At 65.4% G+C, this 17,010-nt stretch carries 13 protein-coding genes and 2 pseudogenes; 12 read left to right on the forward strand and 3 right to left on the reverse strand.

From position 1 onward, the window contains the following. The first annotated feature begins 36 nt into the window (after positions 1-36). The 8 genes and pseudogenes from ACEN9O_RS14950 to ACEN9O_RS14985 all read left to right on the forward strand — a co-directional run. The gene (locus ACEN9O_RS14950) at positions 37-648 is read left to right on the forward strand and encodes a short chain dehydrogenase (RefSeq protein ID WP_495618303.1); all 612 of its coding nucleotides are present in this window, start codon (positions 37-39) and stop codon (positions 646-648) included. After that, entirely contained in the window at positions 645-1,244 is a 600-nt protein-coding gene (locus ACEN9O_RS14955; protein ID WP_495618304.1) for a short chain dehydrogenase, read from the forward strand. The genes ACEN9O_RS14950 and ACEN9O_RS14955 overlap by 4 nt, the downstream gene beginning before the upstream one ends. Positions 1,245-1,304: 60 nt before the next feature. Beyond that, the gene (locus ACEN9O_RS14960) at positions 1,305-3,005 is read left to right on the forward strand and encodes a dipeptidyl-peptidase 3 family protein (RefSeq protein WP_495618305.1); all 1,701 of its coding nucleotides are present in this window, start codon (positions 1,305-1,307) and stop codon (positions 3,003-3,005) included. Positions 3,006-3,204: 199 nt separating this feature from the next. Beyond that, on the forward strand, positions 3,205-3,891 hold the full coding sequence (locus ACEN9O_RS14965) for a hypothetical protein (RefSeq protein ID WP_495618306.1): 687 nt from the start codon (positions 3,205-3,207) through the stop codon (positions 3,889-3,891). 100 nt (positions 3,892-3,991) lie between these two features. Next, positions 3,992-4,705: a BON domain-containing protein gene (locus tag ACEN9O_RS14970; protein WP_495618307.1), complete on the forward strand. Its 714-nt coding sequence runs from the start codon at positions 3,992-3,994 to the stop codon at positions 4,703-4,705. Positions 4,706-4,841: 136 nt separating this feature from the next. Next, a complete protein-coding gene (locus ACEN9O_RS14975; RefSeq protein ID WP_495618308.1) occupies positions 4,842-6,146 on the forward strand; it encodes an MFS transporter in 1,305 nt (434 codons plus the stop codon). Positions 6,147-6,542: 396 nt separating this feature from the next. Next, a pseudogene (locus ACEN9O_RS14980) lies at positions 6,543-6,995 on the forward strand (trypsin-like serine protease); the annotation flags it as partial. A 450-nt stretch (positions 6,996-7,445) separates the two neighbouring features. Continuing rightward, positions 7,446-7,544: pseudogene (locus ACEN9O_RS14985) on the forward strand (FxDxF family PEP-CTERM protein); the annotation flags it as partial. Between the two features lie 93 nt (positions 7,545-7,637). Here ACEN9O_RS14985 and ACEN9O_RS14990 read toward each other — a convergent pair. Then, positions 7,638-9,749: a prolyl oligopeptidase family serine peptidase gene (locus ACEN9O_RS14990; RefSeq protein WP_495618309.1), complete on the reverse strand. Its 2,112-nt coding sequence runs from the start codon at positions 9,747-9,749 to the stop codon at positions 7,638-7,640. Between the two features lie 99 nt (positions 9,750-9,848). On the opposite strand from ACEN9O_RS14990, the gene ACEN9O_RS14995 reads away from it, so the two are divergent. From ACEN9O_RS14995 to ACEN9O_RS15010, 4 genes are all read left to right on the forward strand, one after another. Then, positions 9,849-10,694, forward strand: a complete 846-nt coding sequence (locus tag ACEN9O_RS14995; protein WP_495618310.1) for a PhzF family phenazine biosynthesis protein — start codon at positions 9,849-9,851, stop codon at positions 10,692-10,694. Positions 10,695-10,728: 34 nt separating this feature from the next. Continuing rightward, a complete protein-coding gene (locus ACEN9O_RS15000; protein ID WP_495618311.1) occupies positions 10,729-12,264 on the forward strand; it encodes a tetratricopeptide repeat protein in 1,536 nt (511 codons plus the stop codon). Positions 12,265-12,425: 161 nt separating this feature from the next. Further along, positions 12,426-15,113, forward strand: coding sequence for a hypothetical protein (locus ACEN9O_RS15005; RefSeq protein ID WP_495618312.1), 2,688 nt, complete (start codon positions 12,426-12,428; stop codon positions 15,111-15,113). A gap of 15 nt (positions 15,114-15,128) precedes the next feature. Continuing rightward, positions 15,129-15,734, forward strand: coding sequence for a hypothetical protein (locus ACEN9O_RS15010; RefSeq protein ID WP_495618313.1), 606 nt, complete (start codon positions 15,129-15,131; stop codon positions 15,732-15,734). Here the strand turns inward: ACEN9O_RS15010 and ACEN9O_RS15015 are convergent. Beyond that, on the reverse strand, positions 15,672-16,226 hold the full coding sequence (locus ACEN9O_RS15015) for a hypothetical protein (RefSeq protein WP_495618314.1): 555 nt from the start codon (positions 16,224-16,226) through the stop codon (positions 15,672-15,674). The genes ACEN9O_RS15010 and ACEN9O_RS15015 overlap by 63 nt on opposite strands. Position 16,227: 1 nt before the next feature. Then, entirely contained in the window at positions 16,228-17,007 is a 780-nt protein-coding gene (locus ACEN9O_RS15020) for a substrate-binding periplasmic protein (protein WP_495618315.1), read from the reverse strand. Positions 17,008-17,010 lie beyond the last annotated feature (3 nt).

Here is a 17,010-nt window from a genome sequence, read left to right on the forward strand (position 1 = left end):
GCCGATACTGGTGTTTTCACTCACAGGGAGAACAGCATGAAAGTAGTCGTCATCGGTGCGGCCGGCACGGTCGGCAAGGCAGTGGTCGAGCAACTGGGCCAGCGGCACGAGATCGTCACGGTTGGCGCCTCCAGCGGGCAGTATCAGGCGGACATCGCCGACATCGCGCAGGTGCGCGCCTTGTTCGCCCAGATCGGCCGCGTGGACGCGGTGGTGGTGGCAGCGGGTTCGCTGCACTTCGCGCCGCTGGAAGGCTTTACGCCGGAGCAGTTTCATGTGGGCCTGAACAGCAAGTTGATGGGGCAGGTCAATGTGGCGCTGGTGGCGCAGGAGTACCTGAACGACGGCGGCTCGATCACGCTCACCAGCGGCATCGTGGCCGATGAGCCGATCCGCAACGGCATCAGCGCCACCATGGTCAATTCCGCCGTCGAGGGATTTGCGCGGGCAGCGGCGATCGAGCTGCCGCGCGGCTTGCGCATCAATGCCGTCAGCCCGACCGTGCTGGAGGAATCGATGGGCAGCTTCGGTCCGTTCTTCATCGGCTTCGAGCCGCTGCCTGCACGCCGCGTGGCGCTGGCGTACGCGCGCAGCGTCGATGGCGCGCAGACCGGGCAGGTCTACCGCGCCTGGGGAGCCTCGGCATGAGGGTGATGGTGATCGGCGGGACCGGCACCATCGGCAGCGCCGTGGTCGAGCAGCTGGGGCAGCGGCATGAGATGGTGGTGGTCGGCGCGCGCGGCGGGCAGCAGCAGGTTGATATCGAGGACATCGCGCAGGTACGGGCTTTGTTCGCGAAGGTGGGGCGCGTCGACGCGGTGGTGGTGGCTGCGGGCGCGCTGCATGTGGGGCCCTTGGCCGAGCTGACGCCGGAGCATTTCCACGTGGGCCTGAATGGCAAGTTGATGGGGCAGGTCAACGTGGCGCTGGTGGCGCAGGAGTTCCTCAGCGACGGCGGTTCGATCACGCTGACCAGCGGCGTCGATACCGAGCATCCGATACGCGGAGCGGTGGCGGCGTCGACGGCCAATGCGGCGGTGCAGGGCTTTGTGCGGGCCGCCGCGATCGAGCTGCCGCGCGGTTTGCGCATCAACGCCGTCAGCCCGACGGTGTTGCAGGAGTCGATGCATTTGTTCGGCGACCTGTTCACCGGCTTCGAGCCGATCAAGGGCAGCCGCGCCGCCTTGTCCTACGCCCGCAGCGTCGATGGCGCTGAAACTGGACGGGTATATCGGGCCTGGTAGAGGTGAGGGAGTGGTATCCGTTGTACTACAATGCGGATCTCACTCCACCCTGAGGTTCGAATGAAAAAAATACTGCTCCCTCTGGCCCTGGCGGTTGCCTGCGCCTCCGCCTATGCCGCGCCGGCCAGCGTGACCGACCTGGAAAAGATGACCAAGCGCTTCGCGCCGGTCGCCCTGACCGCCGACACCAGCCAGCTCTCGGCCGGCGACAAGCAAGCCATCGCCAAGCTGATCGAAGCGGCCAAGATCATCGACGTGCTGCAACTGCGCCAGCGCTGGTCCGGCAACGAAGCATTGTGGTCCGCGCTGCAAAAGGATCAGACGCCGCTGGGCAAGGCGCGCCTGAACTACTTCTGGCTCAACAAAGGTCCGTGGTCGATCCTGGACGATCATCAAAGCTTCCTGCCTGCTGAGCTGTACGGCATCGCGATCCCGGCCAAGAAGCCTGAGGGCGGCAACTTCTATCCCGAAGGCGCGACCAAGCAGGCGCTGGAAAGCTGGATGAACACGCTGTCTGCGAAAGACAAGGAGCAGGCGCAATGGTTCTTCACCACCATCCGCAAGAACGCGGCCGGCCAGTTCACCATCGTCAAATACTCGGACGAGTACAAGCCGGAGCTGGAGAAGGCCGCCGCGCTGTTGAAGCAGGCCGCCGCCGATACCGATAACGCCTCGCTGAAGAAGTTCCTGCAACTGCGCGCGGACGCCTTCCTGAGCAACGACTACCTGGCCTCCGACTTCGCGTGGATGGACTTGGATGCGCCGGTCGACATCACCATCGGCCCGTACGAGACCTACAACGACGAACTGTTCGGCTACAAGGCCGCGTTCGAAGCCTACGTCAACATCCGCGACCAGAAGGAAACGCAGAAGCTGGACTTCTTCGCCAAGCACATGCAGGAGCTGGAGGACAACCTGCCGCTGGACGCGCAGTACCGCAACCCGAAAGTTGGCGCGCTGGCGCCGATGGTGGTGGTCAACCAGGTGTACGGCGCCGGCGACGGCAACATGGGTGTGCAGACCGCCGCCTACAACCTGCCGAACGACGAGCGCATCATCAGCCAGCGCGGCTCCAAGCGCGTGATGCTGAAGAACGTGCAGCAAGCCAAATTCAAATCCACGCTGACGCCGATCTCCAAGCTGGTGCTGAAGCCGGCCGACCAGAAGGACATCGACTTCGACTCCTTCTTCACGCACATCCTGGCGCATGAAATCACGCACGGCCTTGGTCCGCACATCACCAAAAACAACGGCGCCAATTCGACGCCGCGCCAGGACCTGAAGGAAGCCTACTCGACCATCGAAGAAGCCAAGGCCGACATCACCGGCCTGTACGCGCTGGCCTACATGATGGACAAGGGCCAGCTGGCGGGCACGCTGGGGCAGGGCGCCGCGGCCGAGCGCAAGCTGTATACCACCTTCCTGGCCTCGGGCTTCCGCACGCTGCACTTCGGCCTGACCGACTCGCACGCGCGCGGCATGGCGATCCAGATGAACTACATCCTCGACAAGGGCGGCTTCATCTCGCACGGCGACGGCACTTTTGCGGTGGACTTCAGGAAGATCAAGCAGGCAGTGATCGACCTCGACCGCGAGTTCCTGACCATCGAGGCGACCGGCGACTACGCCCGCGCCAAGGACATGATGGCCAAGTACGTGGTGATCCGTCCCGATGTGCAAAAGGCGCTGGACAAGATGAAGGCGGTGCCGAACGACATCCGTCCTGAATTCAAGACCGCCAACACGCTGCTGGGCAAGTAACCCGTGGGGGTCAAGTCTGACATTCGGACACGGCCTCTGCCGTAGCGCACGCTACGGCAGAGGCCGTGTCCGAATGTCAGACTTGACCCCACCACGATTTTAAAACCTCAATGATTCATCTTTTTCTACGTAGAATTAATCTGTTGTAGAACCTGCTTGATGGCAATAAATATTGCCCGCTGCATGCTACAGTTTGGTCATGATGATCAAGCGCCCCTTATTTCTGCTGCTCCTGTCCTCCGCCGGCCTGGCTTCCGCCGCTCAACTGACCGATATGGAAACCCGCTGGCTCACCGCCGGTTCCGCCGTGCTGGCCTATGCCAAGGAGGAACTCAAGCTGCCCATCGATATCACCGTGCAACCGCAGGCCCGCGCCACCGACGTGCCGCTGGCGCTGGGCTTCCAGGATGGGCGCTGCAAGCTGGTGCTGTCGATGCGTGGCAACCCCAACGCCGAGGACATCCTCGCCAGCGTGCCCGCTGCGCAGCAGCCGCTGATGATCGAGGCCATGGTGGCGCACGAGATCGGCCACTGCTGGCGCTATGCGCAGGGCGTGTGGCACGTCTTGCCGGCCGGCTTTGAGGAGCCCGCACAAGCGGCGCAGGCGCAAGCCCAGGCGCTGCGCCTGACCCGCCGCGAGGAAGGCTATGCCGACCTGGTCGCGCTGGCCTGGACCCAGCACCGCCATCCGCAGCAATACGCCGCCGTCGCCACCTGGATGCGCCAGGTGCGCCAGCCGGCGGACGCCGCCGCGTCCGTTAACGGCTCGCACAGCACGCTGGTCTGGCTGCAAATGGCGCCCACCGGCGCTGCCTTCAACCCCAGCCAGCCCGTGTTCGAGCAGGCTGCCAGCCTGTGGCGCCAAGGCTTGTTGCGCGACGAATAAACCCCGCAGGGCCAATTCCGCAACACTGTACGTTCCCGCACAGAGCAGGGCGGGAGGCGGGCGTTTAATGTGTCCATCAACCACCACAAAGGGACACATCATGAACAAAATACTCCTCTTCGTCATGGCCACGGCCGCCAGCGCCAGCTTCGCCGCCACCACGCCTAATAACGACACGGTGGCCTACAAGGCCGCGACCAAGCAGGCCGAGATCGATTACAAGAGCGCCAAGGCAGCTTGCGGCGGGCAATCGGGTACCGCCAAGGACATCTGCATCGAGCAGGCCAAGGTAGCCCGCGCCAACAGCGAGGCCAACGCCACCATGCAGTACAAGAACGACAAGCGGTCGGTGAAGAAAGCCGAGACCGAACTGGCGGACGCCAACTACAACCTGGCCAAGGCCAAATGCGCGCCGATGACCGGCGCCGACAAGGATAGCTGCCTCGACACCGCCAAGTCGGTCCACGTGGCCGCCATCAACGACGCCAAGGCCGGCAAGAAAATGGCCGACGCCGCCCAGACCGGCATCGATTGCAGCACCATGACCGGCACCGACAAGGCATCCTGCGAAACCAAGCAGAAGAGCGAGATGGCCAAGGATACCGTGGCCGATTCCGTGATCACCACCAAGGTCAAATCTGAACTGCTGGCCGAGCCCGCACTCAAATCGCTGGACGTGCATGTGGAAACCACCAACGGCACCGTCATGCTGAGCGGTTTCGTGCCGTCGCAGGCCGAGGTGGACAAGGCCGTCGACGTGGCCCGCAACGTCAAGGGTGTGAACAAGGTGCAAAGCTCGCTGCGCATCAAGTAAGTTGTCCCCCAGCCGGCCTCCGGGCCGCAGGGACCGCCGGCCCGCGGTCCCTTTTTTTCGCTTGCATTCATTATGATCATAATTTAAGATCGGGGTCAGCGTGCCTTCTGCGCGCACCGACTACGCGAGGACCGTCATGTTCGCACTACCGTTATCCCGCTGGCTGGAACGCCGCGGCCTGCACTTCTCCTGGGTGATCGTCGCCCTCACTTTCCTCACCGCGCTCAGCTCGTCCGCCGCGCTGGGCTTGCCGGGTGCGCTGCTGCAGCCGCTGTCGAAGGAATTCGGCTGGGACGTCGAGCAGATCTCGTCGGCGCTGGCGGTGCGCTTCATGCTGTTCGGCCTGATGGGGCCGTTCGCCGCCATCCTGATGGAGCGTTTCGGCCTGCGCAACGTCGTCGTCACCGCGCTGACGCTGGTCGCCAGCGGCCTGGCGCTGGCCACGCAGATGACGCAGTTCTGGCAGCTGGTGCTGTTCTGGGGCATCATGCTCGGCATCGGTTCCGGCATGACGGCGCTGGTGCTCAGCGCCGTGGTCTCGACCCGCTGGTTCGACACCCACCGCGGCCTGGTGGTCGGCGTGCTGACAGCCAGCTCGGCCACCGGCCAGCTGATCTTCCTGCCGATCGGCGCCTGGCTGATCGAGCACCACGGCTGGCGCATGGCGGTGATCCCGGTGCTGCTGGCCTGCGCCGTGGTGGCGGTGCTGGTGTTCCTGCTGATGCGCAACCGTCCCAACGAAGTCGGCCTGGCACCGTTTGGCGCCCCTGTCGGTACGCCGGTGGCGCCGCCGGTGCCGCCGATGCGGGTCACCTTTGCCACGCCGTTCAAGGTGCTGGCCGGGGTCGCCAATCACCGCGTGTTCTGGATCTTGTTCGGCACCTTCTTCATCTGCGGCCTCAGCACCAACGGCCTGATCCAGACGCACTTCATCTCGCTGTGCGGCGACGCCGGCCTGTCGGCGGTGCCGGCCGCCTCGGTGCTGGCGATGATGGGCGCCTTCGACCTGGTCGGCACCATCGCCTCCGGCTGGCTGTCGGACCGCTACGACAACCGCAAGCTGCTGTTTATGTACTACGGCTTGCGCGGGCTGTCGCTGTTCTGGCTGCCGTATTCGGAATTCACGCTGTACGGGCTGTCGCTGTTCGCCATGTTCTACGGCCTGGACTGGATTGCCACGGTGCCGCCGACGGTGCGGCTGGCGGGCGCCACCTTCGGCAAGGAAAAGGCCGGCATGGTGTTCGGCTGGGTGTTTGCCGGCCACCAGCTGGGCGCGGCCGTGGCCGCGTATGGCGCCGGCCGCGTGCGCACCCTGATGCTGACCTACAATCCGGCGCTGTTCGCCGCCGGCGCCGCCTGCCTGGTGGCGGCCGGCGTCATCCTGCTGATCCGCAAGCCGGCCGTGGCGGTGACGGCGGCCGCGCCGGCCAAGGCCGCCTGAGGCCGGCTTTTGCCGCCAAATATTGATCTGCGATAACAGGGCTAGCCAAATGTCAACTTTATTGAGGCAAGCTCTACATTACATGTCACAAACCGTAACAATTATCAAGAAAGTCGCGCAAAAATAAATATTCTTACAACAAGAATACTTCATAAAAGAACAATGTTATATTGCTTTTCTGACTACAGCTTTCTGGGATGCACTTCGGTGATGAAGGCTGTGGTTGCTATTCAAGGCTCTATAACTTTCTACAAGAAACCTAAAACTAAGGATAGTTTTTTTATGATCTTCCACACCAAACAATTCAAGCTGGCCGCCGTGGCCGCGGCCCTGTTGGCCGCCGGCGCAGCCCAGGCTTCCTCCGGCCTGAACGCCGATCTGGCCAAGCTGGAGCCGATGACCGGCAACACTTCGACGGTGAGCGACTGGCGCTTCACCGTGGGCCAGAGCTTCAACGGCGTGGTTGGCGCGTTGGACGGCGTGGCCCGTCTGACTTTCAGCAATGCCGATGGTAACTGGGCTTGTTCCGGTTCGCTGCTGGCAGGTGGTCAATATGTGCTGACCGCAGCGCACTGCGCCGATAACTTCAGCAGCATGACCGTGCAGTTCGGCTGGCAGGGCGGCACCGCTGCCGTGACCCGTAACGTTTCCGTCGGCAACGCCTATGTGAACAAGGCCTGGCACGGCGATAGTTCGCTCGATTCCGGTGCCGACATCGCCATCCTGAAACTGGACACCGCCGTCACCACCATCAAAGGCTACAAGCTGAGCACGACCAACGACGTCGGCAAGGATTACCTGATGGCGGGCTACGGCACCACCCAGAAGGCCACTACCAACAGCGCCACCAACTGGAACGATGGCAACTTCGGCCACTACGGCTACAACACCTTCGACGTCGACAGCAAGACCTTCAACAAGGCCTACGGTGACAAAGTCGCCGATTGGGGTTATGACCCCGATTTCTACGCTCCGGGTACCACCTACATGAGCGACTTCGACAACGGAACCGCCGATCAAAATACGCTGGGCCGCATTGCCGACGTTACGGGGAATCATTGGAGCAGCGGTACCGGAAAGGGGGCGAATGAAGCGCTGATCGCCGGTGGCGATTCCGGCGGTGGCGACTTCGTCTGGAACGGCAAGGAATGGCTGTTGTCGGGCGTGCACTCGTGGGGCTGGCAAGGCAATAGCGCGTGCGGTATCATCGGCTTGGCCGGTTGCGACGTCGCCGACCAGAACGGATCGAGCTTCGGCGACCTGTCCGGCTCCACCGCGACGTTCTCGCACGTCGCCTGGATCAACTCGGTGACTGCCGTGCCGGAACCGGAAACCTACGCCATGATGCTGGCCGGCCTGGCGCTGGTCGGTGTGGCACGCCGCCGCAAGCAGGCCTGATCTTACCAGCGTTAAAAAGCCCCGTCTGCGCCGGGCGCGATCTGGATCGCGTTCAGGCAGACGGGGCTTTTTCTTTGGCCCAGCGTACTTCGGTTACTTCAGATACTTGGCCAGCCAGCCGTGCACCTCGCTGTAGAAGTAGCGGCTGTTATCGCCCTTCAAGATCCAGTGGTTCTCGTCCGGGAACACCAGCAGCTTGGCCGGCACGTTCAGGCGGTGCTGGGTGGCGTAGTTCATCAGCGCGTTGTTGGCCGGGACGCGGTAGTCCAGCTCGCCCACCGAAATCAGGATGGGCGTGGTGAAGCCCGTGCCCTTGTCGTGATTCCCTGCCTGCATCACCGGGCTCTGTTCGCGCCACACCGCCTTGTCGCCCCAGACCGGACCGCCGCTGTTGACTTCGCGGCCGTGGATGCTGTCGCTGCTGCCCCATTGCATCACCAGGTCCATCTCGCCCGCGTGCGACACGATCGCCTTGTAGCGCGTGGTGGTCGCCTGCAGCCAGTTGGCCAGGTGGCCGCCGTAGCTGGCGCCGCCGGCCGCCAGACGGCTGCCGTCGACATAGCTGTATTTCTTGATCGCTTCGTCGACCGCCTCGTTGACCTCGTCGCCCGGGCCCTTGAGCGGATCGCCCTGGATCGCGCGCGCGAACTCTTCGCCGTAGCCGGTCGAACCCTTGTAGTCGGTCAGCAGCACCACATAGCCCGGCTGCGCCAGCAGGTGGTAGTTCCAGCGGATCACGAACTGGTCGCGCCACATATTGGCCGCGCCGCCGTGGATCACCGCGAACAGCGGATATTTTTTGGCCGGATCGAAATTGGCCGGCTTGACGATCATGTTGTGGATCATGCGGCCGTCGCTGGCCTTGAACCAGAAATGCTCGGGCGCTTGCCAGTCGATGCCGGCCGCGCGCTCGGTGTTGAACGCGGTCAGGCGCCTGGGCGCGCCATTGCCGAAGGCGTACACCTCGGGCGGATTGATGGACGATTCCCACACGCCCACCACAGCCTTGCCGCCGGACGCCAGCGAGCCGATGCTGCCGGTCGGCGGCGACGCTTCGTCGCGCAGGTCGCCGCCGACGTAGTTGACCGAGTGCAGTTGCTCCAGGCCCGCATGCTCGTAGCTGAACACGATGCGGTTGCTGCCGGCCGGCAGCGCGAAGCGCGAGATCGAGCGGTCCAGCGTGGCCGTCAGCACCTTGGGCGCCGGATTGCTCAACGGCCAGGCGAAGCTGGCCAGGCGGGTCACGTCGTAGACCTTGCCTTCTTCCTCGGCCTCGGTCAGCGTGAACAGCGTCTTGCCGTCGGCGCTGAATTTCAGGCCGTGGTAGCTGTGCTTGTCCTGGGTCAGCTGCTGCGGTTCGCCGCCGGCCATGGCCACGCTGAAGATCTGCGTGTAGCCGGAGGCGCGCGCCGCCTCGTCGCGGTTGGTCGAGGCCGCGAACACCACCGCCTTGCCGTCCTGCGACCAGATCGCGTCCAGCGACTGGCCCTCGTCGCCCTGGCCGCCGCCAAAGCCCGGCAGCGCCGCCAGCTTGCTGCCGGCCAGCAGGTCGCGCGGCTTGGCGCCGACCTCCGCATCCATCACGAACAGCCGCACTTTTTTATCGTCCAGCCATTTGTCGAAGAAGCGCGGCGGGAAGGTTTCGTAGGCGCGTGCGCTGTACTTGCGGTCCTTGCGTTCTTTCGCGCTTTGCTTGACGTCGTCCTCGCTGGCATTGCCGGGGTAGACGTCGCTGACGAACAGCAGCTGCTTGCCGTCCGGGCTGAACTTGGGCTGGCGCGCGCCCAGTGTCAGCGTGGTCAGGCGCTGCGCCTCGCCGCCGGCCGCCACGTCGATGCGGTACAGCTGGGCGGCGTCGTCGCCGTCGCGCTTGGCCACGAACACCAGTTGCCTGCTGTCGGGCGACCAGTTGGCGCCGCTCTCGCCGCCCTTGCTGAAGGTCAGGCGGCGCGCCGGCGTGTCGTCGGTCAGCGACTTGATCCACAGGTCCGACCATTGATCCTTGCTGTCGTAGGCCGGATCGGTGACGGAGAACACGGCCCACTTGCCGTCCGGGCTGGGCAGCGGTGCGCCGACCCGTTTCATCAGCCACACGTCTTCGTGGGTGATCGCGTGTTTCGCGGCCGGCGCGTCGGCCGCGATGGCGCCGCCGGCCAGGCCTGCCGAAATCAATATGGCAAAAATGGAAAGTCGCGGTATAGTCATGACGAGGTCGCTGTAAAGTCGGTGAAGCGACGATAGTGACCAAATCTCCCATTGCTGTCAATTAAGCGTCCATTCATCCAACCAATGGAGTAGCCATCTATGCAGACCATCACCAAGATCCACAAAGTCGCCGCCTTCACCGCGGGCGGGCAGGGCGGCAATCCGGCCGGCGTCATGATCCGCTCGGCCTTGCCGGAGGAGTCGGCCATGCAGCGCATCGCCGCCGAAATGGGCTACTCGGAAACCGTGTTTGCCGCGCCCACCGGCGACGGCTGGCGGGTGCGCTATTTCTCGCCGGATGGCGAAGTGCCGTTCTGCGGCCACGCCACCATCGCGCTCGGTACGGTGCTGGCGCAGCAGAACGGCGACGGCATCTTCCCGCTGACCACCAACCACGCCCGTGTCACCGTCGAGGCCCGGAGCAAGGGCGGGCAGGGCAGCGCCGCGCTGCAATCGCCGGCCACCTCCAGCGCACCGGCCCCGGCCGCCCTGGTGACGGCCGCGCTGGCGCTGTTCGGCTACAGCCATGCCGACCTGGACGACCGCATCCCGCCGGCCATCGCCCACGGCGGCCTCAACCATCTGGTGCTGGCGCTGGCCAGCCGCGCGCAGCTGCGGGCGATGCGCTACCAGCTGGCGGACGGCCGCAAGCTGATGCGCCACCATGGCCTGACGACGATCTCGCTGGTGCACGCGGAAACCTTGCAGCGCTTCCACGCGCGCAATCCCTTCGCCTCAGGCGGCGTCTACGAGGACCCGGCCACCGGCGCCGCGGCGGCCGCGCTGGGCGGCTATCTGCGCGATCTCGACTGGCCGCACGGCGGCGCCATCGACATCATCCAGGGCGAGGACATGGGCGCGCCCTGCCATCTGCGCGTGGAGATTCCCGACCAGGCCGGCAGTTCGATCCGCGTCTCCGGCAACGCCCGGATGTTGGGCGACTAGTTTCACTTTTTATTTCACCCCACTTTAGGAAAGTATGCCAGTGCGTATCCTGTTTACCTTGATGATGTGTTTCGCCACCGGCCTCAGCCAGGCCTCCTCCAACTTTAGCTTCGATGTGACGCCGGGGCCGCACAGCGTCGGCCTGCGCGTGGTCGAGCAGTACGACTATGCGCGCGGCTATCTCGGCCAATACGACGTGGTCACCGGCAAGCCCGTGAGCGGCGAAACCGCGCGGCCGATGCAGACCGTGATCTGGTATCCGGCGCAAAAATCCGGCAAGGCCGTCGTCTATGGCGACTACTACCGTCTTGGCGCCAGCGACGAGCGCTTCGATAACACGGAAGCGGCCATCGCCACCAATGTCGACGTGCGCCTGAAGGGCTTGCCCATCGGCGCCGCGCGGGCGCGCGAAGAAATGACACGCCGCATGTGGGCGCTGCGCGACGCTCGGCCGGCCGCCGGCAAATTCCCGGTGGTGATCTACGCGCCCAGCTTCAGCGCCCATACCTACGAGAACGCCGACCTGTGCGAGTACCTGGCCAGCCACGGCTACATCGTCATCGCCAGTCCCAGCATGGGCGCCCACGCGCGCGGCATGAGCGACGACCTCGAAGGCATCGAGGCGCAGGCCGCCGACATCGCCTTCCTGATCGGCTACGCCCACACGCTGCCGCAGGCCGACACCGGCCACATCGCCGTCGCCGGCTACAGCTGGGGCGGCATCTCCAACGTCTTCGTCGCCGCGCGCGACAGCCGCGTCAAGGCGCTGGTCAATCTGGACGGCTCGGTGCGCTACTGGCCGGAGCGCGTGCAGGAGGCCAAGTACGTGCAGCCGGCGCGCATCACCGTGCCGATGTTGTTCCTGGCCGCGCGGCCCCGCTCGCTGGAGGATCTCGCCAGGCGCAACAAGCCCAACGTCAGCTTCCTCAACGAGCTGAAGTATTCCGACGTCTACACCGTCACGCTGCCGGCGATGGAGCATTTCGCCTTTGCCTCCGAGGCGCTGCGCTTCGTTGGCGATGATGCCTACAACGACTACACGGCGGCCGAGGTCAGCCAGTCCCATGGCTGGATGGCGCGCTACACGCTGCAGTTCCTCGACGCCTACCTGAAAGGACAGGCGCCGGCCAAGGCCTTCCTGGCCAAGCCGCCCAGGCAGAACGGCGTGCCGGACCATCTGCTGACGGTGTCGACCCATTTGTCGAAAGGCTCGCCGCCGACCATGGAAACGCTGGCCCACGAGGCGGCCAAGTCCGGCTTCGCCGACATCCAGCAGGCGTACGAGAACCTGCGCAAGCAAGACCCGAAATTTGAGTTGAGCGAGGACGACTTCAACGCCTGGGGTTACCAGCTGCTGCGCGCCGGCGACAAGCCGGGCGCCATCGCCGTGTTCAAGCTGGCGGCGGTGCTGCATCCGGACAGCGGCAACGCCCACGACAGCCTGGCCGAGGCCTACGAGGCGGCGCAGGACAAACCGCTGGCGATCCAGCATTACCAGCGCGCGCTGCAACTCGATCCGAAAAACGGCAATGCCGTCCAGCACTTGAAATTGCTGGGTGCGCCGCTGTAAAACTGTCGGCGAACTTGACAGTGAAATGCGCGCCGGCCGCCCGGCGCACGCCAGTCGCTTGATTACAAAGGAAGAGCAGAGCACGGCACGATATATGCGTCACACCGCCCCGTGTCCGCCTGGCGCGGACTGGTGTTTCCACGCATGGGAAAGGATATCGTATGCGCATCGCTCCCTCCTTGTTACTGGCCTCGTTGCTGCTGGCGGCCAGCCTACCGGGCCAGGCCTTCTGTCCCAAGAACGGCTTGGTCTGTTTCATCACGTCCAAGTCGGCCGGCAGCCTGACCCACCAGGACATCACCCAACGCGGCATCGAGGCGCTCGACAAGCGCTACTTCGCCGTGCCCAAGCTCACGGCGTCGATGCAGAAGGCGCTGGACCAGATCATCGAGGCCGACGCCAAGGTCGATGAAGACCAGACCAGCTCGGCCAAGCACTTCGACGGCGAGAACGCGGCCGGCGCCCAGCTGCGGCTGGCCACGCTCAAGCAGAACGTGCTGGACGCGCTGCGCAGCGACCCCATCAACGCCACCGGCGCGCGCGACAACCTTGGCGGCGCGCTGCACACCATCCAGGATTTCTACTCGCACAGCAACTGGGTCGAGCAGGGCAACAGCGGCGCCCATCCCGGCGTCGGCCGCCCCGGCCCGCTGGCCTTTGCCGGTCCCGCGACGCCGACCTGCTCCGGCTTCACCAACACCGGCCTGACCTGCGCCAACTCGTCCAACCTGATCGGCAGCCTGCTCACCAGCGGCTATTACGGCGGCGAGGACCGCGTCAAGCCGGGCCCCTTCAAATGCAGCCACGGCGGTCCGCTCGACAAGAGCTCGCCATCGAGCGATCCGCTCGGCTACTTCCGCGAAGGCATCAACAAGGACACGCTGTACTGCGACATCTCGCCGCACAGCGGTTTCCATAACACGGCGGCCGCGGCCGCCATCGCCGGCACCCAGCAGTTCATCGAAGACATCAAGGCCGAGATCACGCCGGCCCAGCTGAAGGCATTGCTCGGCGCCGGCCCCACGCTGGCCTTCGCCATCGACACCACCGGCAGCATGGGCGGCATCATCGCCGGCGTGCGCGCCTCGGCCACCAGCATTGTCGACGCCCGCCTCGGCACCGACGAGGAACCGCTGCAATACGTGCTGGCGCCGTTCAACGACCCGTTCACCGGCCCCACCATCGCCACCAACGACGCCGGCATCTTCAAGGGCGCCATCAGCGGCCTGGGCGCATCGGGCGGCGGCGACTGCCCCGAGCTGGCGATGACCGGCATGTACAACGGCCTGTCGCTGGCCGATCCCGGCGGCGACCTGTTCATGTACACCGACGCCACCGCCAAGGACGCCAGCCTGGCCGGCGCCGTGATCAGCCTGGCCAAGAGCAAGGACATCAAGATTTATCCGCTGCTGTTCGGCAGCTGCTCGCCGCTGACGCCGGGCTTCCTGCAGGCCGCGGCCGAGACCGGCGGCCAGGTGTTCTTCCTGTTCGGCAGCGAGGCCGCCAGCGTCACCCAGCTGGCCGACCTGGTGGTGCGCAACAACGTGGTGCAAGTGCTGTCGCTGGTCGACACCTACCCCAGCGTCAAGCGCTACACGGTGCCGGTCGACAGCAGCATGAGCCGGCTGACGGTGTCGGTCAGCGGCACGGTGCAGGGCGTGCAGCCGGTGGTCACGCTGACGCGGCCGGATGGCGTGGCGATCACCGCCGCCAACGCCACCAAATACCTGAGCCTGACGAGCGGCGTCATCATCTCGATCGACAGCCCGCCGCGCGGCGCCTGGACGCTGGCCATTAGCGGCTCGTCCGACCAGACCTATGTCAACGTCAACGGCGTGGCCGACCTGGCCTTCAGCTCCTTCAAGCTGGCCCGCTTTGGCGCGCTGCCGCCGCACCAGGGCTTGCTGACCATCGACGGCGAACCGGGGCCGGGCCAGTCGCTGTATGCGATCGCCGCGCTGACCGGCATCGCCAGCGCGCCGCAGTTCCAGCTGCGCCGCAAGAACTTCGACCTGCTGTCGCCGCTGGCGCTGGAGCAGGACCAGACCGACAGCGGCAAGTTCTTCGGCGCGCTGACCGTGCCCAATGAAGCCTTCCTCGCCTACGCCACCGGCGCCGACAGTTCCGGCTTCCCGTACCAGCGCCTGGTCAGCGTGATGGTGCAGCCGCAGACGGTGTCGGTGACGCCGCCGTCGCGCCAGGACCTGCGCCCCGGCGTGGCCACCACGCTGTTGTACCTGGTGCGCAACGACGGCCCGGCCGGCACCTTCAGCATCGGTGCCACCGACGACCAGCACTACATCACCTCGGTCACGCCCGCCATGCTGACGCTGGCCAGCGGCGAGAGCGCCAGTGTCGCCGTCACGCTGATGCCGCCGGCCGGCGCGCGCATCGGCAGTTCCGACAGCATCACCGTGTCGGCGCAGAGCACCAGCGTCGCCACGCTCCACAACAGCGCATCGTTGACGGTGTTCGTCACCGGCGCGGCGCAGGTGCCGGGACGGCCCGACTTCACCGCCGCCATCGTCGGCCAGGAAACCGTGGAGCCCGGCCTCGTCGGCATCGATGTGCGGCTCACCAACATCGGCGTCGGCACCGCGCACGACATGACCTTGTCCTCGGTGTCGCTGCGCACCCTGACCGGCTCCGGTACCGTCACGCTGGCCTCGTCGCCGGCGCTGCCGATGGTGACGCCGAACGTCGACGTCGGCAGTTTCTTCACCGTGCACCTGACCGTCAGGGTGCCCGCCACCGTGCAGCGCTTCAGCGTGATCGAAAACGGCAGCGTCAGCGACCTGAGCGGTGTGGTCTACGCCTACTCGCAGGCGCAATCCGTCATCCCCAAATAAACCGGAGGAACCGTCATGAAACCTCGATACCTGTTTGCGCTGGCCGCGCTGCTGTGGAATATGCTCTTGTGTGCTTGTTTGTGGATGCCCGCCGCGCAGGCGACGCCGCTCGTGTTCATCTTCGCCACCTCGCCGGCCGACGGCGCGCTCACCGGCAGTCCCGGCGATACGATAGGCTGGGGCTACCAGCTGGTCAACACCGATCCGTCGAACTGGTTCCTGCCGACCCAGCTCAATGCCACGTCCTTCAGCATCGGCACGCCGGACGCCGGCTACTTCGACTTTCCCGCGCTGGCGCCGAGCTCCGCCATCACGGCCAGCTTCGATGCGCTTGCGCACAATGGCTTATACGGCGTGCAAGTGTTCTCGTCCGCCCTGCCGGGCATGAGCGATAGCGGCAGCTTCTCTCTCTCCGGCGAGTGGTGGAGCGGCGATCCGCTGGCCGGTGGCAGTTTCCTGCAAGTGTCGGATGTGCAGCTGGCGCCGTTCTCGGTCACGCTGGCGGTGACGGCCGTGCCCTTGCCGGGCAGCCTGACGCTGATGGTGGTGGGCCTGCCGCTATCGTGGCTGGCCCAGCGCCGTCGCCAGAAAGGCGCGCAGTTCGGCCGCGCTCCGGGCTGACGGTGTGGCGGGCCGCACGTCCTGGTAGGCGCCGGGACCGGTGCGGCCCAGCAGCTTGAAGGACTTGCCGGCGTAGACGGTGGGCCGCACCTGCAGCACGGTCAGTTGCGACCGGCCATCGCCCGCCGCGCGCACATGCACGATGAACTCGCAGGCGTACAGCCGGCCTTCGGCGTTCCAGTAGTAATCGACGTCGGGGACCAGCAATACATCGTTGCGGCGCTGCTCCGCCGGCAGACGCAGCCACGCCGTCAGGGCCGGGCTGGCCGGCGGCAAGGCCAGGTCGGCATCGGGCGGGAACAGCGGCGCGCCGTAGGGCAGGGCCATGCGGTAGCGCCGGCGTTCTTCGCGTTGCGGGGGAATGCGCTGCACCGCTTGCAGGATCGCTTGCTGCGCCTGTTGCGGCTCCATGTGCACAGTCAGGTCGCCATCCTGCGCGCGCACCGTGCCCGACAGCAGCAATGCCAGCGCGGCCAGGACGGCGCGTTTCATCTCAATCCCATTTGCGGATCAGCCGTTCCAGTTCGCCGTTCTTCTCGAGCTGGAACAGGGCGCGCTCCAGCCGCTCGCTGACGAAGGCGGCGAGTTTTTTACTGGTCACGAAATACAGCTTGGCGCTGTACATCACCTTCGGCAGGATGCGCACCTTGTCGACCGTGCCGGTACGCGCCAGCAGCCGTTGCAGGCCAGGGCCGCGGTGGAAGAACAGGCGTCCGCGTCCGGCGATCAGCTTTTGCAGATTCAGTTGCGGATTGGTGGAGTTGGCGTCGACTTCGATCCCGCCCATCGCAGTCAGGATGTCCTTGGCCGCGAAGCCGCGGTTGATCAACACGATGTTGTCGGGCGCCAGCCGGCGCACGTCGTCCCACTGCGTGATGTTGACCGTGTCCTGGGCGCGCGCCAGGAAGTGGTAATCGATGCTGTACAGCGCCGGCCCGAGGAAGTGAAAGCGCTGCTCGCGCTCGGCGGTGCGCTGTATGGCGCACTGCACGTCCTGCTGGCCGGTTTCCATTTCCGAGTAGGCGCGTATCAGCGGCTTCCAGCGCTGGTCGCCGACGAATTGCAGCGTGGGGTCTATCTGCTCGACGGCGCGCATGATGTCGACGCACAGGCCGACCACGCGGTCCTTGCCATCGACGATGAACTTGGGTTCCGTCCCTTCCTGCGCGGCGGTGCGTAGCACGACGGCACGGACAGGCAGGCTGGTCGATAGCGCAAGCACGCAACATGCCGCACCGAGCAGCCGGCTCCACCCGTTTTGCTGTCCTGCCATCTG

The organism is Duganella sp. Dugasp78 (assembly GCF_059491455.1).